The 25042-nt window shown below is 54.2% G+C and carries 22 protein-coding genes and 2 pseudogenes; 10 read left to right on the forward strand and 14 right to left on the reverse strand.

Annotated features, from left to right (window positions below; all coding sequences use genetic code 11):
* Nucleotides 1-8: 8 nt before the first annotated feature.
* Entirely contained in the window at nt 9-3164 is a 3156-nt protein-coding gene (oqxB, locus tag ABFV38_RS10100) for a multidrug efflux RND transporter permease subunit OqxB (protein ID WP_021241210.1), read from the forward strand.
* 67 nt (nt 3165-3231) lie between these two features.
* Here the strand turns inward: oqxB and ABFV38_RS10105 are convergent.
* The 3 genes and pseudogenes from ABFV38_RS10105 to ABFV38_RS10115 all read right to left on the reverse strand — a co-directional run bounded on the left by ABFV38_RS10105 (nt 3232) and on the right by ABFV38_RS10115 (nt 5910).
* Nucleotides 3232-3707: pseudogene (locus ABFV38_RS10105) on the reverse strand (Rrf2 family transcriptional regulator).
* Between the two features lie 137 nt (nt 3708-3844).
* Entirely contained in the window at nt 3845-5233 is a 1389-nt protein-coding gene (locus ABFV38_RS10110) for an ATP-binding protein (protein WP_348959306.1), read from the reverse strand.
* The gene (locus tag ABFV38_RS10115; RefSeq protein WP_348959307.1) at nt 5233-5910 is read right to left on the reverse strand and encodes a response regulator transcription factor; all 678 of its coding nucleotides are present in this window, start codon (nt 5908-5910) and stop codon (nt 5233-5235) included. Before ABFV38_RS10115 ends, ABFV38_RS10110 begins: the two co-directional genes overlap by 1 nt.
* A gap of 203 nt (nt 5911-6113) precedes the next feature.
* Between ABFV38_RS10115 and ABFV38_RS10120 the strand changes: the two genes are divergently transcribed.
* The gene (locus tag ABFV38_RS10120; protein WP_348959308.1) at nt 6114-6950 is read left to right on the forward strand and encodes a MipA/OmpV family protein; all 837 of its coding nucleotides are present in this window, start codon (nt 6114-6116) and stop codon (nt 6948-6950) included.
* Nucleotides 6951-7057: 107 nt separating this feature from the next.
* Here the strand turns inward: ABFV38_RS10120 and ABFV38_RS10125 are convergent, their stop codons facing one another.
* From ABFV38_RS10125 to ABFV38_RS10135, 3 genes are all read right to left on the reverse strand, one after another.
* Nucleotides 7058-7606 (reverse strand): hypothetical protein, encoded by a 549-nt coding sequence (locus ABFV38_RS10125; protein WP_348959309.1) that lies wholly within the window; start codon nt 7604-7606, stop codon nt 7058-7060.
* Nucleotides 7607-7948: 342 nt separating this feature from the next.
* Nucleotides 7949-8314, reverse strand: coding sequence for an Insecticidal toxin complex protein tccz (locus ABFV38_RS10130; RefSeq protein WP_348959310.1), 366 nt, complete (start codon nt 8312-8314; stop codon nt 7949-7951).
* Between the two features lie 178 nt (nt 8315-8492).
* Nucleotides 8493-8894 carry a hypothetical protein gene (locus tag ABFV38_RS10135; RefSeq protein ID WP_348959311.1) on the reverse strand — a complete coding sequence of 134 codons (402 nt, stop codon included), beginning with the start codon at nt 8892-8894 and terminating at the stop codon, nt 8493-8495.
* Nucleotides 8895-9496: 602 nt separating this feature from the next.
* On the opposite strand from ABFV38_RS10135, the gene ABFV38_RS10140 reads away from it, so the two are divergent.
* Nucleotides 9497-11218, forward strand: coding sequence for a SulP family inorganic anion transporter (locus ABFV38_RS10140; protein WP_348959312.1), 1722 nt, complete (start codon nt 9497-9499; stop codon nt 11216-11218).
* Nucleotides 11219-11352: 134 nt separating this feature from the next.
* Here ABFV38_RS10140 and ABFV38_RS10145 read toward each other — a convergent pair whose 3' ends face one another.
* The 5 genes and pseudogenes from ABFV38_RS10145 to ABFV38_RS10165 all read right to left on the reverse strand — a co-directional run bounded on the left by ABFV38_RS10145 (nt 11353) and on the right by ABFV38_RS10165 (nt 16220).
* A complete protein-coding gene (locus ABFV38_RS10145) occupies nt 11353-11577 on the reverse strand; it encodes a hypothetical protein (protein ID WP_045910408.1) in 225 nt (74 codons plus the stop codon).
* A 247-nt stretch (nt 11578-11824) separates the two neighbouring features.
* On the reverse strand, nt 11825-12394 hold the full coding sequence (locus ABFV38_RS10150) for a hypothetical protein (RefSeq protein ID WP_328284381.1): 570 nt from the start codon (nt 12392-12394) through the stop codon (nt 11825-11827).
* A gap of 153 nt (nt 12395-12547) precedes the next feature.
* Complete coding sequence (gene dmsD / locus ABFV38_RS10155) at nt 12548-13162, reverse strand: Tat proofreading chaperone DmsD (protein WP_348959313.1); 615 nt, start codon at nt 13160-13162, stop codon at nt 12548-12550.
* Nucleotides 13163-13255: 93 nt separating this feature from the next.
* A pseudogene (ynfE, locus tag ABFV38_RS10160) lies at nt 13256-15694 on the reverse strand (selenate/tellurate reductase subunit YnfE).
* 256 nt (nt 15695-15950) lie between these two features.
* Complete coding sequence (locus ABFV38_RS10165; RefSeq protein ID WP_024909100.1) at nt 15951-16220, reverse strand: DUF1161 domain-containing protein; 270 nt, start codon at nt 16218-16220, stop codon at nt 15951-15953.
* 104 nt (nt 16221-16324) lie between these two features.
* Between ABFV38_RS10165 and ABFV38_RS10170 the strand changes: the two genes are divergently transcribed.
* Nucleotides 16325-17035 (forward strand): YnfC family lipoprotein, encoded by a 711-nt coding sequence (locus ABFV38_RS10170; protein ID WP_072052294.1) that lies wholly within the window; start codon nt 16325-16327, stop codon nt 17033-17035.
* Between the two features lie 143 nt (nt 17036-17178).
* Here the strand turns inward: ABFV38_RS10170 and speG are convergent, their stop codons facing one another.
* Together speG and ABFV38_RS10180 are read right to left on the reverse strand one after the other, a co-directional pair.
* Nucleotides 17179-17739 carry a spermidine N1-acetyltransferase gene (speG, locus tag ABFV38_RS10175; RefSeq protein ID WP_348959314.1) on the reverse strand — a complete coding sequence of 187 codons (561 nt, stop codon included), beginning with the start codon at nt 17737-17739 and terminating at the stop codon, nt 17179-17181.
* Complete coding sequence (locus ABFV38_RS10180) at nt 17739-18077, reverse strand: DUF1283 family protein (RefSeq protein ID WP_023335541.1); 339 nt, start codon at nt 18075-18077, stop codon at nt 17739-17741. Before ABFV38_RS10180 ends, speG begins: the two co-directional genes overlap by 1 nt.
* A 152-nt stretch (nt 18078-18229) precedes the next feature.
* Here ABFV38_RS10180 and ABFV38_RS10185 point away from each other — a divergent pair, with 152 nt between their 5' ends.
* The 5 genes from ABFV38_RS10185 (at nt 18230) to ABFV38_RS10205 (ending at nt 24041) form a co-directional block, all read left to right on the forward strand.
* Entirely contained in the window at nt 18230-18556 is a 327-nt protein-coding gene (locus ABFV38_RS10185; protein WP_333045402.1) for a YnfA family protein, read from the forward strand.
* Between the two features lie 111 nt (nt 18557-18667).
* Entirely contained in the window at nt 18668-19882 is a 1215-nt protein-coding gene (manD, locus tag ABFV38_RS10190; RefSeq protein WP_023292552.1) for a D-mannonate dehydratase ManD, read from the forward strand.
* 14 nt (nt 19883-19896) lie between these two features.
* Nucleotides 19897-20916, forward strand: coding sequence for a Zn-dependent oxidoreductase (locus ABFV38_RS10195; RefSeq protein ID WP_348959315.1), 1020 nt, complete (start codon nt 19897-19899; stop codon nt 20914-20916).
* A 73-nt stretch (nt 20917-20989) separates the two neighbouring features.
* Complete coding sequence (locus tag ABFV38_RS10200; RefSeq protein WP_348959316.1) at nt 20990-22357, forward strand: MFS transporter; 1368 nt, start codon at nt 20990-20992, stop codon at nt 22355-22357.
* Nucleotides 22358-22577: 220 nt separating this feature from the next.
* Complete coding sequence (locus ABFV38_RS10205) at nt 22578-24041, forward strand: mannitol dehydrogenase family protein (protein ID WP_069719320.1); 1464 nt, start codon at nt 22578-22580, stop codon at nt 24039-24041.
* Nucleotides 24042-24084: 43 nt separating this feature from the next.
* On the opposite strand, the gene ydfZ is transcribed toward ABFV38_RS10205, so the two are convergent.
* Nucleotides 24085-24288 (reverse strand): putative selenium delivery protein YdfZ, encoded by a 204-nt coding sequence (gene ydfZ, locus ABFV38_RS10210; protein ID WP_014883679.1) that lies wholly within the window; start codon nt 24286-24288, stop codon nt 24085-24087.
* A gap of 287 nt (nt 24289-24575) precedes the next feature.
* Here ydfZ and ABFV38_RS10215 point away from each other — a divergent pair, with 287 nt between their 5' ends.
* Entirely contained in the window at nt 24576-25007 is a 432-nt protein-coding gene (locus tag ABFV38_RS10215; RefSeq protein ID WP_024909093.1) for a universal stress protein, read from the forward strand.
* The last annotated feature ends 35 nt before the right edge of the window (nt 25008-25042 follow it).

The following is a 25042-nucleotide window of genomic DNA, read 5'->3' on the forward strand; positions in this document are numbered from 1 at the left end:
TCCAACCCATGGACTTTTCCCGCTTTTTCATCGACCGGCCGATCTTTGCTGCCGTCCTGTCGATTCTGATTTTTATCACAGGGTTAATCGCCATCCCGCTGCTGCCGGTGAGCGAATATCCTGACGTCGTGCCGCCAAGCGTGCAGGTGCGCGCGGAGTACCCGGGCGCCAACCCGAAAGTGATTGCCGAGACCGTGGCGACGCCGCTGGAAGAGGCGATCAACGGCGTTGAGAACATGATGTACATGAAATCCGTCGCGGGCTCGGACGGCGTGCTGGTGACCACCGTCACCTTCCGTCCGGGAACTGACCCCGATCAGGCGCAGGTTCAGGTGCAAAACCGCGTTGCGCAGGCCGAGGCGCGTCTGCCGGAAGACGTGCGGCGTTTGGGCATTACCACCCAGAAACAGTCCCCGACGCTGACGCTGGTGGTGCATCTGTTTTCGCCAAACGGTAAGTACGATTCGCTGTATATGCGCAACTACGCCACGCTGAAGGTGAAGGATGAGCTGGCGCGCCTGCCCGGCGTCGGCCAGATCCAGATTTTCGGCTCCGGCGAATACGCGATGCGCGTCTGGCTGGACCCAAATAAAGTGGCGGCGCGCGGGCTGACCGCCTCGGACGTGGTCACGGCGATGCAGGAGCAAAACGTACAGGTCTCCGCCGGTCAGCTTGGCGCCGAGCCTCTGCCGAAAGAGAGCGATTTCCTGATCTCCATTAACGCCCAGGGCCGCCTGCATACCGAAGAAGAGTTTGGCAATATTGTCCTGAAAACAACGCAGGATGGTACGGTCGTCCGCCTGCGCGACGTGGCGCGGATTGAAATGGGCTCCGGGAGCTATGCCCTGCGTTCCCAGCTGAACAATAAAGACGCGGTCGGGATTGGTATCTTCCAGTCTCCTGGGGCGAACGCCATCGATCTGTCTAACGCGGTGCGCGCGAAAATGGACGAACTGTCCACGCGCTTCCCGGCAGACATGAAGTGGGCGGCACCTTACGATCCGACGGTCTTCGTGCGTGATTCGATCCGTGCGGTGGTGCAGACGCTGCTGGAAGCCGTGGTGCTGGTCGTGCTGGTGGTCATTCTGTTCCTGCAAACCTGGCGCGCGTCGATCATTCCGCTGATCGCGGTGCCGGTGTCGGTGGTGGGTACTTTCAGCATTCTCTACCTGCTGGGCTTCTCGCTGAATACCCTTAGCCTGTTCGGGCTGGTGCTGGCCATCGGTATCGTGGTGGACGACGCCATCGTGGTGGTGGAAAACGTCGAGCGAAACATCGAAGAGGGGCTTGCGCCGCTTGCGGCCGCGCACCAGGCGATGCGTGAAGTGTCCGGGCCGATTATCGCGATTGCGCTGGTACTGTGCGCGGTGTTTGTGCCGATGGCGTTTCTGTCGGGCGTTACCGGCCAGTTCTACAAGCAGTTTGCGGTGACGATCGCGATATCTACGGTGATTTCAGCGATTAACTCGCTGACGCTCTCTCCGGCGCTGGCGGCACTGCTGTTAAAGCCGCACGGCGCGCCGAAAGATTTCCCGACCCGGCTTATCGATCGTCTGTTCGGCTGGATTTTCCGTCCGTTTAACCGCTTCTTCCTCCGCAGCTCAAACGGCTATCAGGGGCTGGTAGGCAAAACGCTGGGACGACGCGGCGCGGTATTCGTGGTTTATCTGCTGCTGCTTTGTGCCGCAGGCGTCATGTTTAAAGCGGTGCCCGGCGGGTTTATTCCGACGCAGGACAAGCTTTACCTGATCGGCGGCGTGAAAATGCCGGAAGGTTCTTCGCTGGCCCGCACCGATGCGGTGATCCGCAAAATGAGCGAAATCGGGATGAATACCGAAGGCGTGGACTATGCGGTCGCGTTTCCGGGGCTGAATGCGCTGCAGTTCACCAATACGCCGAATACCGGGACGGTCTTCTTCGGCCTGAAGCCGTTCGACCAGCGTAAACATTCCGCGGCGGAAATTAATGCGGAGATTAACGCGAAAATCGCGCAAATCCAGCAGGGCTTTGGCTTCTCCATCCTGCCGCCGCCGATTTTAGGGCTGGGTCAGGGGTCCGGTTATTCCCTGTACATCCAGGACCGCGGTGGTCTGGGCTATGGCGCGCTGCAAAATGCGGTGAACACCATGTCCGGTGCGATTATGCAGACGCCGGGGATGCATTTCCCGATCTCAACCTACCAGGCTAACGTGCCGCAGCTGGACGTGCAGGTTGACCGCGATAAGGCGAAAGCGCAGGGCGTGTCGCTGACCGATCTCTTCGGGACGCTGCAAACCTATCTGGGCTCGTCGTACGTCAATGACTTCAACCAGTTCGGACGTACCTGGCGCGTGATGGCACAGGCGGACGGGCAGTTCCGCGACAGCGTAGAAGATATTGCGAATCTGCGCACCCGTAACAGCCAGGGCGAAATGGTGCCGATTGGCAGTATGGTGAACATCACGACCACCTACGGGCCGGATCCGGTGATCCGCTACAACGGCTACCCGGCGGCGGACCTGATTGGCGATGCCGACCCGCGCGTGCTCTCATCAGCGCAGGCGATGACGCAGCTGGACGCGATGTCTAAGCAGATCCTGCCGAACGGGATGAACATTGAATGGACGGATCTGAGCTTCCAGCAGGCCACCCAGGGCAACACGGCGCTGATCGTCTTCCCGGTCGCGGTGCTGCTGGCATTCCTGGTCCTGGCGGCGCTGTATGAAAGCTGGACGCTGCCGCTGGCGGTGATCCTCATCGTGCCGATGACCATGCTCTCCGCGCTGTTTGGCGTCTGGCTGACCGGGGGCGATAACAACGTCTTCGTGCAGGTGGGGCTGGTGGTGCTGATGGGGCTGGCCTGTAAAAACGCCATTCTTATCGTGGAGTTTGCCCGCGAGCTGGAAATTCAGGGTAAAGGCATCATGGAGGCCGCGCTGGAGGCGTGCCGCCTGCGTTTACGCCCGATTGTGATGACCTCCATCGCCTTTATTGCCGGGACCATTCCGCTGATCCTCGGCCACGGCGCGGGCGCAGAAGTACGTGGCGTCACCGGGATCACGGTGTTCTCCGGTATGCTGGGGGTGACGCTGTTTGGTCTGTTCCTGACGCCGGTGTTCTATGTGACGCTGCGTAAGTTTGTCACGCGTGGGAAGAAAGAGGAAAGGGACGTGCTGCCTGCGTAGGGACGTTGCTGATAATAAAAAACCGCCTTCACAGTGAAGGCGGTTTTTTTTCGCATCAGGTAAAACGTTACGACGTTTTTTGATACTGGGCGATGAGGTCGGGGAGCGGATCCCAGCCGCTGCTGTCGGCGTTTTTCACCGCTTCCAGGGCACTTGCTACGGTATGGCGGGCCAGTACCGCTAACGACGCCTGCTCGGCCTCTTCGGAAATTGATTTAAAGTACCAGCACGCGTTAGCGCTGACCACGCAGCGGGCCGGTACGTCAGGGCGCGACGCCCACAGCTTTTTATCTTCGATGACCGACAGGTAGATGTCGCGCAGGGTGATCTCTTCCGGCGGGCGACCAAGATGAATGGAGCCGTTACGGCCAAGCGTTGAGACGATAATGCCGTCTCGCGTCAGCGGAACCATCAATTTGCGGATGAAGCTCGGGTTCGCTTCCAGGCCGTAGGCCAGAATCGCACTCGTTGAACGTTCACCCGCTCCGCCATCGCTACGCTGAGAACCATCTGCAAAGCTGTCGGGAAGCGGTAATCTAACATTTCTCTGTCCTGGGTTGCGGTGAATCTTGTTCTTTTTGGCACCGCAGAGGTGAATAAGCAATAAACAACAATATAACAAATACGGTAATTATTTTGAAGCAATCTGCGGCATTTGCGATCAAACCCCCTGTTCTGCTTTAGCTAAACGTGCGGTTCGGGAAGTCAACCGTCACCAGAAGGCCACCTTCTGCAGATGAACCCAGATTTACGCTGCTGTTGTGTTGCTGCGCCACCGCTTTGACGATGGCAAGCCCCAGCCCGCTGCCGCTTTGCACCTGATTGGGATCGCGGAAAAAGCGGTCGAACACGCGCTCCTGCAGCTCGACCGGAATACCGGGGCCCGCATCGGAGACGCGCAGCTGAACGACGCGATCGCCTGCACGCACGTCGACCTGAATCCGCCCGCCCTCGGGGCTGTACTTCACGGCGTTCTCAATGAGATTATCAATCAGCGACACCAGGCGTTCCCTGACGCCTGAGATCCACACTTCATTCTCGGCAAAGAATTCCAGCTCGATCCTCCGCGCAGACGCTAAGGGCTCCAGCTCGGCCATACGCGCCTGGATGAGCGTCGTCAGCGGCACGGGCTCCATGGCCGTATCAATACGCGCTTCGCTGTGCATCATCAGCAGCAGCTGATTGACGAGACGCGCGGCGCGGCTGTTGCTGCGGATCACGCCGGCAAGCAGCTCCTGCTGGCTTTCGCTGATGACCCAGGACTGCAGCGCCTCCACGTTGATGCGCATCGCCGCGAGGGGCGTACGCAGCTCGTGCGCGGCATCCGCGATGAAAACCCGCTCCCTTTCCGCGCTTTCGCGCACCCTGGCAAGGAAGTCATTGATCGCGTCCACCATCTGGCGAAGCTCTCTGTGCTTCGGTACGGCTTTTAACGGGGAGAGATCGTCCGGCGTGCGTAACGTAATCTCATTGACCACCTTATTCCAGGGACGCATCGCAATGCGTATTGACAGCCACGCGGGAAACAGCAGAAAAGGGAAGCAGACCAGCAGCGGCAGGATGTAGTACCCGCGTGAGTTCAGGTAAATAAAGAAGTTCCAGCCGCTGGCCGGGGTGAAAAGGGTAACCTCCACGTCGGAGTGCGGGGATTTGAGGGTGCGGCTGGTCCAGGTACGATCTCCACTCTGAACATGCTCCAGTTCGCCGAACCGGGTGTTTGTTATCCCCGCGGGCGCACCGTCGGAGGCAAAAATAACGGTATTATTTTTGCGAACGATGAGGTTAATCGACAGCACGGGATCTTCCCCTCCGCCGTAACCTTCACGCAGCGCCTTGCTGAAGTCCTCCAGCACGGCGGTACGATCCTGCGGGCGTCCATCCATACGCTCAGCCAGGTTAAAAACGGTTTCGTACGTTTTACTGCCCGTGAGGATAGGGGGGCTACGCAGGTCCTCCCACAGAATAAAGGTTAAAAAAAGACACCACAGCAGGGTAAGCAGCAGCATCTGGGCGATGATAATTCGCCGTACCAGCGTCGGACGCCTCAGGTGATACCAGACGTTTTGCATTAACCGGTCACCTTTTGTATTGAGACGGTATCAATAACGTACCCGACGCCCCGGACCGTTCGCACATAGCCGTCGCCGATTTTTCGCCGTAAATTTCCCATATGCACGTCGAGCGCGTTGCTGAGGTTCTCTTTGTTGCCGAATATCCTTTCTTCCAGAAACCGCCGGGTCAGCACGCGGTCCGCGCGCAGCATCAACGTTTCCAGCAGCGCGTATTCACTGGCCGTTAAATCGATATGCCGCGAACTCACCGTCACGCGGCGCGTCGGGACATGAAGGGATAGCCCACGAATTTCTATCGCCTCATTTTCAAAACCGTAGCTGCGTCGTGCAAGGGCTCGCACTCTCGCCAGCAGCTCGGCGAGAATAAAGGGTTTGACGAGATAGTCGTCCGCGCCGGCATCCAGCCCGCACAGGCGATCCTGCAATGTCCCTCGCGCCGTCAGGATGATGACGGGGATCCCCTTGAGTTGGTGACGCAAACGCGTCATCAGGCTCATGCCATCGCCGTCGGGCAGCCCCAGGTCGAGCAAAATAAGTTCCGGCACGCAGACGTCAAGCTGATGCAGCGCATCCTCTTTACGGCGAACCCATATGACGTCAAATCCTTGATCTGAGAGGGCGATACGTACGCCATTGCCGAGATCCAGATCGTCTTCGATAAGTAGAATTTTCACATTGGTAACGGTATCAACCGTGAATGAAGAATAACTTAAGAAAAAAACGGTAGCAGGAAATCTGTCCGGATGACAGCACCTGCCCGCGCTTCAGTGTTTCTTCATTTTCGGCTCATAAGAACCTTAGGGTCACTCTTCAAAATGGGCGTTCCGGCGTTTAACCGCCTGCATCGTCATCATTTGAATCCATAAGGGCTTCCTTAATGAGAAATATCGAACTGCTTCATACGTTCCCTCATTTACTTTCGGACCGCTGCCTGAAAACCCTCGTGCCGGGCGTCGTTCTGGCGTTACTGGCTACGCCTGTACTGGCGGAAGAACAGCGTCAGGGTAACGTCTTAACCCTGGGGGGCGGCGTGGATGTGGGGCCGCGCTACTCGGGGTCAGATAAAACCCGCGTCTCAGCGGCTCAGGTAGTGGATTATTCCATGGCAAATGGCTTCTTTATCGGCACCACGCGAGGGATCGGTTACGGTAACAACGTTGGCAACCTGGATTACAGCGCAGCGCTGAGCTATCGAGTTGGCCGTAAAGATAAAGACGTGAGCAGCGATTCGATCAGCTCCGGCAGCGACGAGCTGCGAGGGATGGGAGAGATTAAAGGCTCGGCAATCATCGTGCCCGGGCTGGGGTACAAGGTGACCGACTGGCTGAATCTGCAGCTGCAGGCTGAGGTTCCTGTGTCAGAGAGAGACAACGGAGAGGCGGTGCATTTCGGCTTGAGCAGCCCGCTCTATACCTCACCAACAAATGCGGTGACGCTGGCACTGACCGGCAGTTGGGGATCCGACAAGTATATGCAGACGTATTACGGGGTAAACGCCACCCAGTCGGCCGCATCGGGCTTTGCCCGACATGACGCCGGGGCCGGGATTTATGCCTGGTCGATGAACCTTGACTGGACCCACAAGCTCACCTCTCGCTGGAGCGTACTTGCCTCTGCAGGCGTGACGCAACTGACGGGGGATGCAGGCGACAGCCCTATTGTGCAACGCAAAACGTCGCCTACGGGGAGTTTGAAGGTGACGTACAGTTTTTAATAGTGGGTTGCGGCGGCTGGTGGTCTTGAGCCGTATATAAGCCGCTCCGAGTTAGATGGCGGGGCGGAACCTCTTGCTGATAATTACAGCACATGTGGTTGACGGTTTTATCTAAAGCTCCATTGTGCTGTGATGACAAACACGGAGGGGATGATAATACCCACATCCATGCCAAAATAAGACGTAAAATTATACTGGAATCCGTGATATATGTAGGGAGAAAATCCTATCCCGGTTACTTTTTTAAAATCATGGTATGAACCATGGTCGCCACAATCATCGAATGTATCAAAGAAAAATTCGCCTACATATCCATAGATTCCCTTAAAAACCCAACCGTTATTCCACCCAGCCCAGTCTCTTCTTACGCCGGCAGCCAGACATCTGTCATCAAAACTGTTTTTCATTGTGCCTAGCACAACACTATATTTCGATGTATCCGAAAATTTCCTCTCCACGGATATAAACTTGTTTTCAAAGTTCTCCGTGTATTGTCCGTGATTATTTGTCAGATGATAAACGTATGAGCCCGTGTTTATAGAATACAGATTTATTTCATCTGCAGAGCAATTCCATGTAACCAGACAAAAACTTCCGCTCCACAGCCATGCGGGGTATCTTTTACGTGCTGTCTGCTTATGTGGAATATTATCCATAATCGCTCACTTCGGCTAACGTACTAAATTTATAAGAACTAATTTTTGGCCTGCAGCTGTACAAATTTTAGCATACATACGGAAAGTTGAGATCTTGCGTCACGGGAACGGGACAATGTTCGCTTTAAGTGCAGACAACGCGGACCTTGTCAGACAGTTCTATGCGGGTCATCTCAATTCAGTACACGGCTGGCACAGTCCGCCTTTGGTTCGATGCGGACGATCTGACTGAGCTTAAGGTTCGCAGTGAGCGAAGAGCGGAAATTGTATTTATGGATGACTTTTACATTGCCAAATAAATTATTATTTGCCGCTTTTTCCTGGTTAATCACGAACACCATCTTAATCATTAAGTATTTGCATTAACATTATTCTTGGTATGTCTTTTGTAGATATTCTGAAACTGGTACTCAGGCGCGAGGCAATCATAGCGGAAGTAATTTTATTATCATCGTAGACAATGGTCATATGCTTTCCGATATTCTGTCGGGTCATGTCCGACAACCTTTTGCCACATTCATCGGAGAATCTAAAGATTAAATTCTCTGCACCTGTCTCATCCTTCTCTACATAATCAATTGACTTTACACATCCAGAGTCAAACGAAGTTTTCTCATTACCGACCGAAAAAACAAAACTCCCTTTTGCTGCAGTCGATGTCAATGGCACAAGCACCACGAGTAACAACACCCCGAACTTGATTTGCATCTTCTTCTCCTTTTATGTGTTGTCCTGATCCCCATAAATTAACATATCTCAACGTTATCAACGTCTGCTTTTGGCACGCAACGGACCGCCTGAAGCGCCGCGAAATATGCTATGAGGGACGCCTAAAAGTAACAAATGCGATGGCCGAAAAATAAGCATATCAGCATGTATGGTGGATTTAACCAAAAACATGCATAGTTTCCAATTGCTCTTTTTTTATTTCATTACAAGAGGATAAAAAATTATCTTTAAAATCTGATGGGGGAGTTTTTAGTTGCTGCACTGCCGCTTTATTTACTTCTAACTCCCGTAACTGTGCGATTGTACTTCTACGAATCGAGGAGAGAAAAAAGTCCCCTGCATTTTCTTTATGACTCTCCAAATAATTAGTTAGTATTTGAGAAGATACTTGAATTGCTTTTTCCTCAGAAAAACCCAAAGTAAAGCGAGAGTAGATAACATTGTATTGGTATAGACATGTTGCTTCAGCCATTTGTTTAGCTTGCTCCCCAGGGGAGGATTGATTTGCCCACGATTGGGAAGTGACGAGTAATATAAGCAGTAACAATTGTTTTTTCATGTGTAGAATCCCTACCATTATGAATGCAATATTTAAAACTTTGAAGCCTGACATTGATAACAACCGCTGACCAGCTCCCCGTTGACCAACTAAGACTCTTGTTCTCACTGTCCGCCCCTGGCACAAAACTGACATTGCAGAAATAGTAGGTCAGTTTGGATCGAGGAGCGGAAGTTTGCAATCGCTCTCATAGCTGGTGTCAGCGGCACTCATGTCAGCCCAGAAAATGTTGTCAGTAACTCTATCCAGGGGACAGGTTCACCAATATAGCCACCACAGCGATTTTCTTTACAGCTTGAGACATTCCCATCTCTTACCCCGCAATCCATTTTAGCTTCAGTAATGTTTAAATATTCTTCCGTACCTCCTGGCCTCTTTTCAACTACCAATAACGGGTTACAACGTCGGTGACCTTGCTGCCGGTTCCACCTCCGACTAACCGTTCGTTTTTGAACTATGTTTAACACCAGTCAGAATAATAAAATGGTTAAGTATTTACAGGACCTGAGCGGCGGGGCCTCCCTCCGGAGCATTTGAAAGCCAGAACCTCACTTAAAAGTGTGGCAACATTTCGTGGGTAATATTCATGTCCGGAGAATAACGTGTTCGGAAAGCTATTGTTGAACTACATGCCAGGGCTACAAAATTTGTTGGCCTACGATAAAAGCTGGCTAAAACATGATGTTAAAGCGGGGTTATCCGTTGCTGCTGTCGCGCTCCCTGTTGCGATTGCTTACGCTGAGCTGGCGGGTGTGGGGGCAATTGTAGGGCTCTATTCCTGCGTTTTACCAATGATAGCTTACGCACTATTTGGCTCTTCACGCCAGCTTATTGTGGGCCCTGATGCCACAACCTGCGCGGTGATTGCGGCCGTCGTATTTCCGCTTTCTGCAGGTAATCCCGAACTGCACTGGCAGCTGACGATCATCATGACATTGATGATGGGCGGGTGGTGCCTCCTTGCCAGTAAATTTCGCCTGGGCGCGCTTGCCGATCTGCTTTCTCACCCCATTCTTACCGGTTTACTTAATGGCGTAGCCGTGACGATTATCGTCGGGCAATTAGGCAAGGTGTTGGGGATCAAGCTTGATGAGGCGCAGGTTATTGAAAAAATAATCGCCTTGCCAGGTCGACTTTCAGATAGCCATTTATTAACCGTAGGAATATCCCTTTTTACGTTAATTATTTTAATGGTGATCAAAACGTATCGCAGCCAGTGGCCAGCACCTTTAATCGCCATTGTAATAACAACGGCACTGGTATGGGTGACCTCTGCGCAACAGTACGGTATTGCCACGATAGGGGGAGATGGCTTCCAGCCTGGTTTACCGGTCGTTCACTGGAGGGCGTTCCAGCCGGGCCCGATGCGTGATTTGGTGATCCCGGCGCTGAACCTGGCGTTGGTCAGTTTTGTCAGTCTGATGCTGACCGCCCGCAGTTTTGCCGCGAAAAATGGCTACGAAATTAATGCGGATGCAGAGTTCCGTGCGCTGGGTATTGCGAACATTATGTCGGGGTTATCTCAGGGGTTTGCTATCAGTGGCGCCGATTCCCGGACCGCGGTGAATGATTCGGTTGGGGGGAAAAGCCAGCTGGTTTCCGTGGTCGCCGCCGTGATCATCGGTATTGTCGTGGTGTTTTTCACTCAGCCATTACAATACATTCCGGTATCTGCGTTAGGTATTGTTCTAATGTATGCATCGTGGTCATTAATCGATTTACGTGGACTATGGAACCTGAGACGCAGAAATAAACAGGCATTTCGCCTGGCCTTCTTCACGTTTGGCTGTGTTTTAATTATCGGCGTTATCCAGGGGATTGGCCTTGCGGTGTTGCTTGGGTTGTTACAATTCCTTCGTACAGTATTTCGTCCCTCTGAGCACCTGCTGGGCACTGATGAAGAGGGAATGATTCATTCGTTAGGGAATACCACCGATATTAAAATGGTCCCGGGCGTGCTGATGTATCGATTTAACTCACCGTTGACCTATTTTAATGTGGCTTATTTTAAACGTCGGGTATTGAACCTGGTTGATGGGGCAGCCATACAACCTAAATGGGTGGTCATTGATGCCGTTGCCTGCTTCACCTATTCAGACATCAGTGTCCTGGCAACCATTAATGAGTTAAAGCGCGATCTGAAAGGCCGACAGATTAAATTAATCCTGGCGGGCAGGAAAACGGAGTTAACACGCTGGTTTAAAGACAGTCGGCCAACAATGAATGATGATGACATGATTCTGGCGCCAGACCTCTACCTGGCACTTCGGTTCATTCAAAGTAAAGAGAGTGCGAGTGAGGGGGAATCAGTCGGTGATACATAACCAAATACTGGTTAAAGGCTTGTAACGCATGCTACTGGCAGGCAGGGAACACTCACACTTTCTACCACCGAGGCGCAACTACTGTTGGCCTGGACAGTGAGATGTTCCTTGCCTGTCTTACCTTCTTCTGCCATCTATCTCAGTAAAAACTGAATCAGCTGAACAAAGATATACACTGCCGCCGCCACTCGTATTGCCTGCCAACCCCATCTGAGATAGCGCCATTCATAGCGTTCTCTGGCATTAGCCTCTGCTATAGCGGAGTCATAACGCTTTTTTTTCTTTCTCCTGACTACGTCTATTACCCACAGGATGAGAATAAAGATAATGATAGTTTTCAGAAATATGGGATTATCCACTAGAAATGACTCCGGCTTGCTCGCTGAAAAAGCAGAATAGATGAACAGTCGTCACGTATCCACCACTAAATGTGGGGGTATGAATGAAATTTACCCTGATTCGATTTTGAGATGACCCTGCCCATAGCCGGTTTCTCCGCTGTGAATGCGCAATCTTTGGTGCGACGTATCAGGCTGACGGCTATAAGCAAGGAGCGGACCTTGAGTACCATTCATTTTTGCCGGAACAAAAATAGATAGGCAGTGCCTACAAATAAATAAACTCATAATTCACAATGTAACTTCCAATATTATTCACACGGGCTGTCACCCACACCCCAGTCATTCCCTGCTTACGGTGGCTGTGCAGATATTCTTTGTTTGTACAAAGCTGAATCCATCTGTTGGTGTTCTGATCTTTTAACCAGAGACCCGCTTCACAATGGCCATATTTACCTCTCGAAGGCCCCGGAAAGACAACCTCATATTCAGATTCATAGCCAATTATTTTGTCCGGGAAGAGATAGACATAAATATCATAACCATTTAAGCTCAATACAAACCCAAGGCAAAAACCGCATAAGAAAGTATTGGCAAAGTATTTTAAAGTTTGGTTAAAGGCGTGCACAAAAAAAGCACGTATAACCAAAAACGCGCCAATCACGACTCCAACAGAAATATACGTGGTCCATTCAGGAACCGATTTTTTCAAAATGGTATAATTGGAGATGCTTGTTATCCATGACATATACCAGATCCATGCACCTAAAATGGTAAATGTTATGGCTGTTATAAGTAGCCTTTTAAACTTATTTTCGGAAGGGTGTTTTCCAGTCATTTTTTATTTTGTATGTATCAACAGATAGCATCATTTTTTTAGGAAAGGCCATTATATATCATCAATCTTAACATAACTCATGTTTCGATATGAATTTTTAAACGCTATCTTCTGACTGCAGCTTGCCCGCTATCCGCGAGCAAGCCACACCCCTTAGCGATACAGCGTCTTTTCCGCAACCGGAATAAGGAGCCCGGATCGCCAGTCCGCGAGCGTCAGCTGCGCAAGCTTACCCAGCGCGGTATAAAACGGATGTCCGGCGTTGTCGATAAACACGGACAGGAAGCGGGTGCTCCACGGCAGCAGGTGCCACGCCAGAAGCTGAGCGCACTCCGCATCGCGGCCGTTCTCGGCCAGCCAGGCCGCCAGCAGCAGCAACGTCCCGAAGTGATCTTCCGGTTCATTCTGCTGCATTTCAAATGCGATAGCGTTCTCCCGCATCCACTGGCGCAGCGCGAGGGTCGAGTCGCCAAACAGCACGGATTCACGGTCCAGCCAGACGGAGCCCCACGGTGGCGCGGGCAGGGCGTAAGGGCCAATAAACAGCCGTTGCCAGGCGTCCCTCAGCGGCTCATCGGCAGACGCGGCAAAGGTGTCAGCTACAGGCTGCAGCGTTTCCGATGGCAGGGGCCAGTCCTGTATCCAATCCCCTGCGCTGAGGGCCTGCACCAGCGGCGCGGCCTGCTCGCTGTCTGGCAAGAAATAAAACAGCGCGCCCAGCACCCGGGCGCTGAACGCGAACGATTCACGATGTGAGACATCTTTCATTACATCTTCCTTGTTCGCGCGGAGAGTGTCCGCGCGACTGTGTTAACCGATAATACAAATCATAGAATAAACCACGGCCACGCCATTCACTCGCTACACCTTCTCGATCTGCACCAGATTGGTGTGCTGCGGGTTGCCTTTTGCCAGTGGTGAAGGGCGGTGCGTGGTCAGGGTGTTGATGCATGAGCCGTGATCGATGCGATCGCCACTCATATTGGCGTCGTGCCAGGCACCCTGGCCCATCGCGCTCACGCCGGGCATGATGCGCGGCGTCACTTTTGCTTCAATTCGCACCTCGCCGCGGTCATTAAAGACGCGTACCGTATCGCCGTTCTTAATGCCGCGTTTTTCAGCATCGACAGGATTAAGCCAGACCTCCTGGCGACAGGCGGCTTTCAGCACGTCAACGTTACCGTAGCTCGAGTGGGTACGGGCCTTAAAGTGGAAACCAAACAGCTGCAGCGGGAACTGCGCACGCTCGGGCGCATCCCAGCCGTCGAAGGTTGATGCGTAGACGGGCAGCGGACTGATGGTCTCATCTTTTTCCAGCTCCCAGGTGGCCGCAATCTCCGCCAGCTTGCTGGAGTAAATTTCAATCTTACCCGATGGCGTTTTCAGCGGATTGGCTTCCGGATTTTCGCGGAATTTTTTATAGGCCACAAAATGGCCGTTCGGATCTTTGCGCTTGTAAATGCCCATTTTTTTCAGCTCGTCATAGGACGGCAGTTGAGGGTCTTTTTCGAGCATTTTGGCATACAGATACTGCAGCCACTGTTCCTGCGTCCGTCCTTCGGTAAATTTCTGATGGATATCCGGCCCGAGGCGTTTCGCCACTTCGCTCATGATCCAGTAGATGGGCTTGCGTTCAAACTTCGGCGCGGTCACGGGCTGAAGGAATATCAGGTAGCCCATGTTGCCCGCATAATCGTTAGGAATAATGTCTTCCTGTTCGACGGTCATCAGGTCCGGCAACACGATATCGGCATACTTCGCTGACGACGTCATGAAGTTATCGATGACCACAATCATCTCGCACTTGCTTTCATCCTGCAGGATATCGTGGGTTTTATTGATATCGGAGTGCTGGTTGATGAGGGTATTGCCCGCGTAGTTCCAGATGAACTTAATCGGCACGTCCAGCTTATCCTTGCCGCGCACGCCGTCGCGCAGGGCGGTCATCTCCGGACCGCGGGTGATAGCGTCCGTCCAGCTGAAGCAGGAAATTTGCGTTTTGACCGGGTTATCCGGCAGCGGCATACGTTCGATGGTGATGGTGTAGGTGGACTCACGCGCGCCGCTGTTCCCGCCGTTGATCCCCACGTTTCCGGTGAGGATCGGCAGCATGGCAATGGCGCGGGAGGTCAGCTCGCCGTTTGCCTGGCGCTGTGGTCCCCAGCCCTGACAGATGTAGGCCGGCTTCGCGGAGCCGATTTCGCGGGCAAGCTTAACGATGCGATCCGCCGGAATGCCGGTGATGCGTGAGGCCCACTCCGGCGTTTTCGCCGTGTGGTCATCACCCTGGCCGAGAATATACGCTTTGTAGTGACCGTTAGCGGGCGCGCCTTCCGGCAGCGTTTTTTCGTCAAAGCCGACGCAGTATTTGTCGAGGAACGGCTGGTCGACCAGGTTTTCGTCGATTAATACCCAGGCAATACCCGCTACCAGCGCGGCATCGGTACCCGGACGGATCGGGATCCATTCATCTTCACGTCCGGCTGCCGTGTCGGTGTAGCGCGGGTCGATAACAATCATGCGCGCGTTGGACCGCTAGCGGGCCTGTTCCAGATAGTACGTAATCCCGCCGCCGCTCATGCGCGTTTCTGCCGGGTTATTGCCGAACATGACCACCAGTTTGGAGTTTTCGATGTCCGAGGTGCTGTTGCCGTCGTTACTGCCGTAGGTGTAGGGCATCGCGCAGGCAATTTGCGCCGTGCTGTAGGTACCGTAGTGGCTCAGGAAACCGCCGTAGCAGTTCATCAGACGAGCCACCAGCGAAGCGTAAGGGGAGGAGCGGGTGATATTGCCGCCGACAATCCCGGACGAGTAGTTGATGTACACCGCTTCGTTGCCGTAGTTGGCCACCACGTCTTTCAGGCTGGCGGCGATCGTGTCGAGCGCTTCATCCCAGGTGATGCGTTCAAACTTACCTTCGCCGCGTTTGCCTACGCGCTTCATCGGGTAGTTCAGACGGTCAGGGTGATTGATGCGGCGGCGAATAGAACGTCCGCGCAGGCAGGCGCGCACCTGGTGATCGCCATACACATCTTCACCGGTGTTATCCGTTTCGACCCAGTACACTTCGTTGTCACGCACGTGCAGACGCAGCGCACAGCGGCTGCCGCAGTTGACCGAGCAGGCGCCCCACACCACGGTATCTTCAGGCGGCTGGACGGCGTGCTTCACCGCCGCGGCGGCGCTTTTTAAACCAAAAGGCAGCGAGATCCCACCAGCGGCAAGCGCCAGAGAACCTATCGCCGTAGATTTCACGAGAGTTCGACGGCTAATTCCGCCGTGATGTTCAGTATCGGACATGGCTCACCCCATCATTATACCCGTCATACTTCAAGTTGCAGGTGCGTTGGCTGCACTCACTCACCCCAGTCACGTACTTATGTACGCTCCCGGGGATTCGTTCCCTTGCCGCCTTCCTGCAACTCGAATTATTTAGGGTATATAATTGCGTATTATTTTCCCCGAAATGATATCCGGGCTAATGATGGAGTGAGTGTTACTTATTTGGGGGTATTAAATCTTAATCCTCATCAAATCAAAGGGGATTGAGGGTCAATTACTGAGGTTCAGCTGCCGCACCACTACCTGTACGGGTGTACAAAATTTTAAAGGTGTCGTTGGCGCAGTGGCCCACCACCTGCGTGCCCGCCTGGTCGGCCTGGTCGTTCGGCACAATGCTCAGCGTAAACCCTGATTCAGGCACGCCGTTGTTGATAATCTTCTGCTGAATGTCGCTTTTCACGCGCTCGCAGGAATCCGGTGCCGCCAGCGCGGCCGTTGAGGCACTCATTAACAGCAGGGCGGTAATCCAGGGTAACCGTTTCATCTGTAGCTCCTTTTCTCTGTGTAGAGATTAATTTTAGCAGGCTTCGTGTAAACAACTGTATTTGCTAATATGATTGGGAATAATCTCCCTGTACGGTAATAAATGTGAAGAAATACGCAGCGATAACGCTACTGGCAGCAACACTGATGGGGTGCGACAACAGCTCCGCGCCGCTGTCGTTTACGCCCGAGATGGCGAGTTTTTCAAACGAATTTGATTTTGATCCGCTGCGCGGACCGGTCAAAGACTTTACCCAGACGCTGTTCAACGAGAAGGGCGAAGTGTCCAAACGGGTCACCGGCACCGTCTCGACGGAAGGGTGTTTCGATACGCTGGAGCTGCACGACCTGGAGGCCAACACTGGCGTGGCGCTGGTGCTGGATGCCAATTACTATCTCGACGCAGAAACCCAGCAGCGCAAAGTGAAGCTGCAGGGGAAATGCCAGCTGGCCGAACTGCCGTCAGCCGGGGTGACGTGGGATACCGACGACAACGGTTTTGTGGTGGCGGCGCATGGCAAAGAGATGGAAGTGAAGTATCGCTACGACGCGGATGGCTACCCGCTGGGCAAAACCACCGTCTCCGGGGATCAGCATCTGTCCGTCCAGTCGACGCCGTCTAAAGATCTTCGCAAAAGAATGGATTACTCGGCAGTGAGCATGTTGAATGATAAGCCGCTGGGCAACGTGAAGCAGAGCTGCGATTACGACCGGCACAATAACCCGGTGAGCTGCGATCTGACGATTACGGACGACAGCGTCAAACCTGCCGTTGAGCGCAAGTACACCATCAAGAACACGATTGAATATTACTGAGAGTAACGTGCATTTTGTACGTTTCGCCCGGCGGCGCTACGCTTGCACGGGCCTACAATGAAGCACCTTGTAGGCCGGGTAAGCACAGCGCCACCCGGCAAGAAAGACAGCGCAATGGTTCATGACAAGGTTTGTCATCAATCTCACTGCGCGGTAGGTTTCAGCAGGCTGGCGCCTGACGTTTTGTGTCCGGCCAGGTGCTGATGCTGGAAAATGCACATGCGGATGGTGTTGCGGTATTCACCGTTAATAAAGAACTCGTGAATCAGCTCGCCTTCCACCATGAAGCCCAGCTTGCGGTAGATATGGATCGCTTTCTCGTTCTCTTTGTCCACAATCAGGTAAAGCTTGTAGAGATTCAGAACGTTGAATCCGTAATCCATTGCCAGCTTAGCCGCCCGTGACGCAAGGCCTTTTCCCTGATGCTCAGGGGAGATGATGATCTGAAACTCCGCCCGGCGGTGAACGTGGTTGATCTCAACCAGCTCCACAAGACCCGCTTTTTCACCTTTACACTCCACCACAAAACGACGTTCACTCTGATCGTGAATGTGCTTATCGTAGAGATCGGACAGCTCGACAAACGCCTCGTAAGGCTCTTCGAACCAGTAGCGCATCACACTGGCATTGTTGTCGAGCTGGTGGACAAAGCGCAGGTCCTCACGCTCCAGCGGACGGAGTTTAACGTCGCAGGAAACCGACATTATGGGGCTACCGTACGGCCAGTGCGGCGATCCAGGCAGCGCAGGGTGTTTGGCTCCCAGTAGGCATTGACGTTTGCACTTTGCTGACACTTATCGCGCGCGTCAAAAGCGACATCTTCTTTGTCCCACTCTTTTTCAGCACGTTTGTTGACCTTCTGACGAAGGTTACGGGTGTCATTCCATTGTTCTTTGTCCATGGCGGCGTTCTGACGGCTTTGCGCGCTGTCACCAGACTCAATAATGAGCTTGCTGGTTTCCGCTGTCGCAGAGGCGGCAAAGGCGAACGATGACAGGGCCAGCAGGGCTGTCAGACAAAGGCGTTTGCTTAATGTGGTCATAGCGTTTCCTTTTAAATGGGTGCAGATAATCAAGTTACCCCGTACAGATTCTACACTAAAGCGAAATGACGGCATACCCGCGGAGCAAGTATGGAAAAGTAAAGGGCATCATCAGGTATGATGGTTAAATAAATCCTCACCTGACGTGAAATATGCTTAAAACGACGCTGCTTTTTTTTGCCACCGCGCTATGCGAAATCATCGGTTGCTTCCTGCCCTGGCTCTGGCTGAAGAAGGGAGGATCCGTACTGTTGCTCATCCCGGCAAGCGTCGCACTGGCCCTGTTTGTCTGGCTGTTAACGCTGCATCCGGCGGCCAGTGGGCGCATTTACGCGGCCTACGGTGGCGTCTATGTCTGCACGGCGCTGCTGTGGTTACGCGTGGTGGACGGCGTCAAACTCAGCGCATACGACTGGGCCGGGGCGCTGATTGCCCTGTGCGGTATGCTGATTATTGTGGCGGGATGGGGGCGCGCGTGAGCCCCGTGGTTTTGTGATCGTTAGCTGATTTTATGATCATTATACTTGTATGGTAGTAGGGTTGATGGGTAAATTTCCAGCATCACAACGAACGATGTAAGGAAAGGAATTATGAAGATTGTCGCGGCTGACGTGTTTGTTACCTGCCCGGGGCGGAACTTTGTCACCCTTAAAATCACCACCGATGAGGGGATTGTCGGTCTCGGTGACGCTACGCTAAACGGACGCGAGCTCTCCGTGGCCTCTTACCTGAAGGATCACCTTTGCCCCCAGCTGATTGGCCGCGATGCGCACCGCATCGAAGACATCTGGCAGTTCTTTTATAAAGGCGCCTACTGGCGTCGCGGTCCGGTTACCATGTCTGCCATCTCCGCCGTGGACATGGCGCTGTGGGATATCAAAGCCAAAGCGGCCAACATGCCGCTCTACCAGCTGCTGGGCGGCGCCTCCCGGGAAGGGGTGATGGTCTACTGCCATACCACCGGCCACACCATTGACGACGTGCTGGAAGATTACGCCCGTCATAAAGAGATGGGCTTTAAGGCGATCCGCGTGCAGTGCGGCGTGCCGGGCATGAAAACCACCTACGGCATGGCCAAAGGAAAGGGGCTGGCCTACGAGCCTGCGACCAAAGGCGACTGGCCGGAAGAGCAGCTCTGGTCTACCGAAAAATACCTCGATTTCACGCCGAAGCTGTTCGACGCGGTGCGCAGTAAATTTGGCTTCAATGAGCATCTTCTGCACGACATGCACCACCGCCTGACGCCAATTGAAGCGGCGCGCTTCGGCAAGAGCATCGAAGCATTCCGCATGTTCTGGATGGAGGATCCAACGCCTGCGGAAAACCAGGCCTGCTTCCGCCTGATCCGCCAGCACACCGTCACCCCCATTGCGGTAGGCGAAGTGTTTAACAGCATCTGGGACTGCAAGCAGCTTATCGAAGAGCAGCTTATCGACTATATCCGCACCACCATTACCCACGCGGGCGGCATTACCGGGATGCGTCGCATCGCCGATTTTGCCTCGCTCTATCAGGTGCGTACCGGTTCACACGGTCCGTCGGATCTGTCGCCCGTTTGCCATGCCGCCGCGCTGCATTTCGACCTGTGGGTACCGAACTTTGGCGTGCAGGAATACATGGGCTACTCCGAACAGATGCTGGAGGTCTTTCCGCACAGCTGGCGCTTTGATAACGGCTATATGCATCCGGGCGACAAGCCGGGGCTGGGCATTGAGTTTGATGAAAAACTGGCGGCGAAATACCCGTACGATCCGGCCTATCTGCCGGTGGCCCGTCTTGAAGACGGCACGCTGTGGAACTGGTAAACGAGGAGCGAACGATGAAAAGCGTAGTGATTCAGCAGCCAAACCAACTGATGATTGAAGAGCGGCCACGCCCGGAACCAGGCGCAGGCGAAGTCCGCGTGAAAATCACGCTGGCGGGTATCTGCGGGTCGGACAGCCACATCTATCGCGGGCATAACCCGTTTGCGAAATACCCACGCACGATCGGCCACGAGTTCTTTGGCGTGATTGACGCCACAGGCGAGGGCGTTGACAGCGCGCGCCTGGGCCAGCGCGTCTCGGTTGACCCGGTGATCAGTTGCGGACACTGCTACCCGTGCTCCGTGGGAAAACCGAACGTCTGCACCTCGCTGGTGGTGCTGGGGGTTCACCGCGACGGCGGCTTCAGCGAATATGCGGCAGTGCCCGCTAAAAATGCCTGGCCTATCCCGGATGACATTCCCGACCGGCATGCCGTCATGGTTGAACCCTTCACCATTGCCGCCAACGTAACGGGGCAGGCGAAACCGATGGAACAGGACGTCGCGCTTATTTACGGCGCTGGCCCGATGGGGCTGGTCACCGTGCAGGCGCTGAAAGGCGTATATAAGGTGAAGCAGGTTATCGTGGTAGACCGCATAGACGAGCGCCTTGAGATGGCCCGGCGCAGCGGCGCGGATTGGGTCTTTAATAATGGCGAGCAGTCGCTGCAGGCCGCGCTGGAGGAAAAAGGCATCAAACCGACGTTAATCATTGATGCCGCCTGCCATCCATCTATTTTGCAGGAAGCGGTAACCCTGGCCTCTCCGGCGGCGCGCATCGTGCTGATGGGCTTCTCTAGCGAGCCGAGCCAGATTGTTCAGCAGGGCATTACCGGCAAAGAGCTGGCGATCTTCTCCTCGCGCCTCAATGCCAACAAATTCCCGGTCGTCATCGACTGGCTGAAGAGGGGGCTGATCGACCCGGAAAAACTGATCACCCATACTTTTGACTATCACCACGTAACAGACGCCATCGAACTGTTTGAGAAAGATCAGCGGCAGTGCTGCAAAGTCTTACTCACGTTCGGCCAATAATCATTTACGCGATTAAGAGCCTGCGCAGACAGGCTCTATGTGGTTCGCATCTTACCTTTCAGAGATAGCCATCATGACACAAGTACAACCGCAACGATCCACCGCCGATCTGGTGAAAGCCGCCGTTTCCGGCTGGCTTGGCACCGCTCTGGAGTTCATGGACTTTCAGCTTTACTCGCTGGGGGCCGCCCTGGTCTTCCATGAGATCTTCTTCCCCGAACAGTCTGCCGCGATGGCGCTGATCCTGGCGATGGGGACCTACGGCGCAGGCTATATTGCGCGCATCGTCGGGGCCTTTATCTTTGGCAGAATGGGCGACAGCATTGGCCGTAAGAAGGTGCTGTTCATCACCATCACCATGATGGGGATCTGCACCACGCTGATTGGCGTCCTGCCGACCTACGCGCAGATCGGGATTTTTGCCCCGGTTCTGCTGGTGACGCTGCGCATCATTCAGGGCCTGGGCGCCGGGGCTGAAATCTCCGGGGCCGGGACCATGCTGGCGGAGTACGCGCCGAAAGGAAAGCGCGGCATCATCTCCTCGCTGGTGGCGATGGGCACTAACTGCGGGACGCTGAGCGCAACGGCGATCTGGGCCATCATGTTCTTTGCCCTTGACCGTGAAGAGCTGCTCGCCTGGGGCTGGCGCGTGCCGTTCCTCGCCAGCGTCGTGGTGATGATCTTTGCCATCTGGTTGCGTATGAACCTCAAGGAGAGCCCGGTCTTTGAGAAAGTGAACGATGCACAAACCGTGCAGCCGGATACATCGCTCGGTTCAATGGTGAAAAGTAAATCCTTCTGGCTGGCGACCGGCCTGCGTTTCGGCCAGGCGGGCAACTCGGGTCTGATCCAGACGTTCCTCGCGGGCTATCTGGTCCAGACGTTGCTGTTCGATAAGGCCATCCCTACCGATGCGCTGATGATCAGCTCCATTCTCGGGTTTATCTCTATCCCGCTGCTGGGCTGGCTTTCCGATAAAGTGGGGCGCCGTCTGCCGTACATTATTCTCAATATCTCCGCCATTCTGCTCGCGTACCCGATGCTGTCGATCATCGTCGATAAGAGCTATGCGCCAGGGACGATCATGCTCTCTATCATCGTTATCCATAACTTCGCCGTTCTGGGGCTGTTCGCGCTGGAAAATATCACCATGGCGGAGATGTTTGGCTCGCGAAATCGCTTTACGCGTATGGCCATTTCCAAAGAGGCGGGCGGTCTGGTGGCAGTGGGCTTTGGTCCGGTACTGGCGGGGATCTTCTGCAACATGACCGGCTCCTGGTGGCCGATTGTTGCCATGCTGGTGGCCTATTCCGTGATTGGGCTGTTCTCGGCGATCCTGATGCCGGAAGTGCGCGACCGTGATTTGAGCGCGGCGCAAGACGCAGCGGAGTTCTCACCAGAAGAGCGTGTGGGTTACGGCGCGATCTCCTCGCGTCGCTAATGGTTTATAGCTTTCGTGACCTGTCACACAACTTTGTTTTTATGTCACACCACATGAGCAAAAGTTAATATAAATCAAAATCTCAAACGTCAGTATCAGTATGGTTGATGGCAGTTATTTTTTTACCCCAACTGCCATTCTAGTTGGTGTAGTCAGCAGGCGCTGCCGCTTCAACATGAGCGGCAGCGAACCACAGCTTTCTAATTAACGAGTCTTAATCATGGAAAACACGTTATTACAGGCCAACGCGACGCTGCCTCAGTACGATCGCGACAGCCTTAAAGCACGCATCGTTCATTTAGGCTTTGGCGCATTTCACCGGGCGCATCAGGCAGTGTATGCCGATATCCTCGCCGCTGAGCACGGCAGCGACTGGGGTTACTGTGAGGTTAACCTGATTGGCGGCGAGCAGCAGATTGCCGATCTGAACGCGCAGGATAACCTCTATACCGTGGCGGAAATGTCTGCCGATGCGTGGACCTCCCGCGTGGTGGGCGTGGTCAAAAAGGCCCTTCATGCGCAGGTTGACGGGCTGGAGACGGTGCTGGCGGCGATGTGTGACCCGCAGGTCGCGATTGTCTCTCTGACCATCACCGAGAAAGGGTACTGCCACTCGCCGGCGACCGGGCAACTGATGCTCGATCATCCGTTTATCGTCGCCGACCTGCAAAACCCGCACCAGCCAAAATCTGCGCCGGGTGTCGTCGTGGAAGCGCTCGCGCGACGTAAGGCGGCAGGTCTGCCGGCGTTTAGCGTGATGTCCTGCGACAACATGCCGGAGAACGGTCACGTGATGCGCAATGTCACCTGCGCGTACGCCCGTGCGGTAGACGGTGAGCTGGCGGACTGGATCGAATCCCACGTCACCTTCCCGTCAACCATGGTGGATCGCATCGTGCCTGCGGTCACCCCCGACACGCTGGATAAAATTGAACGGCTGACCGGCGTGCGCGATCCGGCGGCGGTGGCCTGTGAACCGTTCCGCCAGTGGGTAATCGAAGATAACTTTGTGGCAGGGCGTCCTGCGTGGGAAAAAGCTGGTGCCGAACTGGTGTCGGATGTGATCCCGTTTGAAGAGATGAAGCTGCGCATGCTTAACGGCAGCCACTCATTTCTGGCCTACCTGGGCTATCTGGCGGGCTACCAGCATATCAACGACTGTATGGAAGATGAACATTACCGCATCGCCGCGCACGCGCTGATGCTCAACGAGCAGGCGCCTACGCTGAAGGTCAAAGGCGTCGATTTGGGACGCTATGCCGATCTCCTGATTGCCCGCTACAGTAACCCGGCCCTGCGCCATCGGACCTGGCAAATTGCGATGGACGGCAGCCAGAAGCTTCCGCAGCGCATGCTGGATTCCGTGCGCTGGCACCTGGTGCATCAGAAGCCTTTCCCGCTGCTGGCGCTGGGCGTGGCAGGGTGGATGCGCTATGTCGGCGGCGTGGACGAGCAGGGTAATGCGATTGACGTGAGCGATCCGCAGCTGGCGGTGATTCAGGCGGCGGTTAAAGGCAGTGCGGAAGGGGAAAGCCGGGTCAAGGCGCTGCTCGGCATCGAGGCCATCTTCGGCAAGGAATTACCGCGTGAAGCCGTCTTTGTTGATGCGGTGATGAAGGCGTACCAGACGCTGCTGCAAAAGGGTGCGAAAGCGACCGTGGCACAGTACGTGTCTCAACGGTAATTCAGCACATGCCGCCGCTCGCGGCGGCATGTCTGCGCACCGTTTAGTGCATACCCAGGCGAATCAGCTCAATCGGTTCGAACTTACCTTCGCATCCTTCCACTTCAACCGTTTTGCTGCGGCGCACCTGCGCGGCATCCAGCCCGTCGCTGTGGATCGCTTTAATCACGCCAGTTTTGCCCGTGCCGCTAATCATGACGCGGCTGCCGGTGGTGATTGCATTGCGGTTACGGTCGTATGTCATCATGGTATTTTCTCCTCTCTAACCTTTTCGTTACGGCGTTATTTCAGGGTTGCCGTTCACGGAGCATATAAATACGCCTGTCTGCATCACATGTTTTTGTTTTTGATCAAACTCACACTTTTTTCTTTATTGTGTCGGGCGCTGACGGTTCACGACAGCAATTGACAAAGCAGACCGTTATTTTCATTTATTGATAGTTTCAGCAGGGAAGCGTTGAGGGTTGGTTTATATTCCCGGTGCCATTCTGGGTACAGGAAATAACCCTTTCATCGGAATAAGGAGTCAGGCTTATGTATAAGAAGATTTTGATGCCTGTTGATGTGTTTGAAATGGATTTGAGCGACAAAGCGGTTCGCCACGCGGCAAACCTTGCGAAGGCAGAGGGCGCCTCGATTACCCTGGTCAATATTCTGCCGGCCAGCAGCCGATCCCTGCTGCGCGGATTTAATGCGGATATTAAAAAGTTCGAAGAGTATATGACCGAGGAATCCGGTAAGAAAATGAACGCGTTAAAAAGACTGTTCGATATCTCGCCGGAGAAAATTGACAGCCTGGTGCGCTTTGGCAACGTCCGCGATGAAATCATCAGGCTGAGCAAGGAGGGGGAATATGACGTGATTGTCATCGGGTCGAAAAATCCGGGCATCACCACCCATCTGCTGGGATCAAATGCGGAGTCAATCCTGCGCTACGCCACAATTCCGGTGTTAGTCGTTCGCTAAACCCATCGCCGCGTCCGAAAGGGGGCGGCGTAATA

Origin of the sequence: Enterobacter cloacae complex sp. Mu1197 (genome assembly GCF_040059225.1) — a bacterium.
Taxonomy (GTDB): Bacteria; Pseudomonadota; Gammaproteobacteria; order Enterobacterales; family Enterobacteriaceae; genus Enterobacter; species Enterobacter quasiroggenkampii.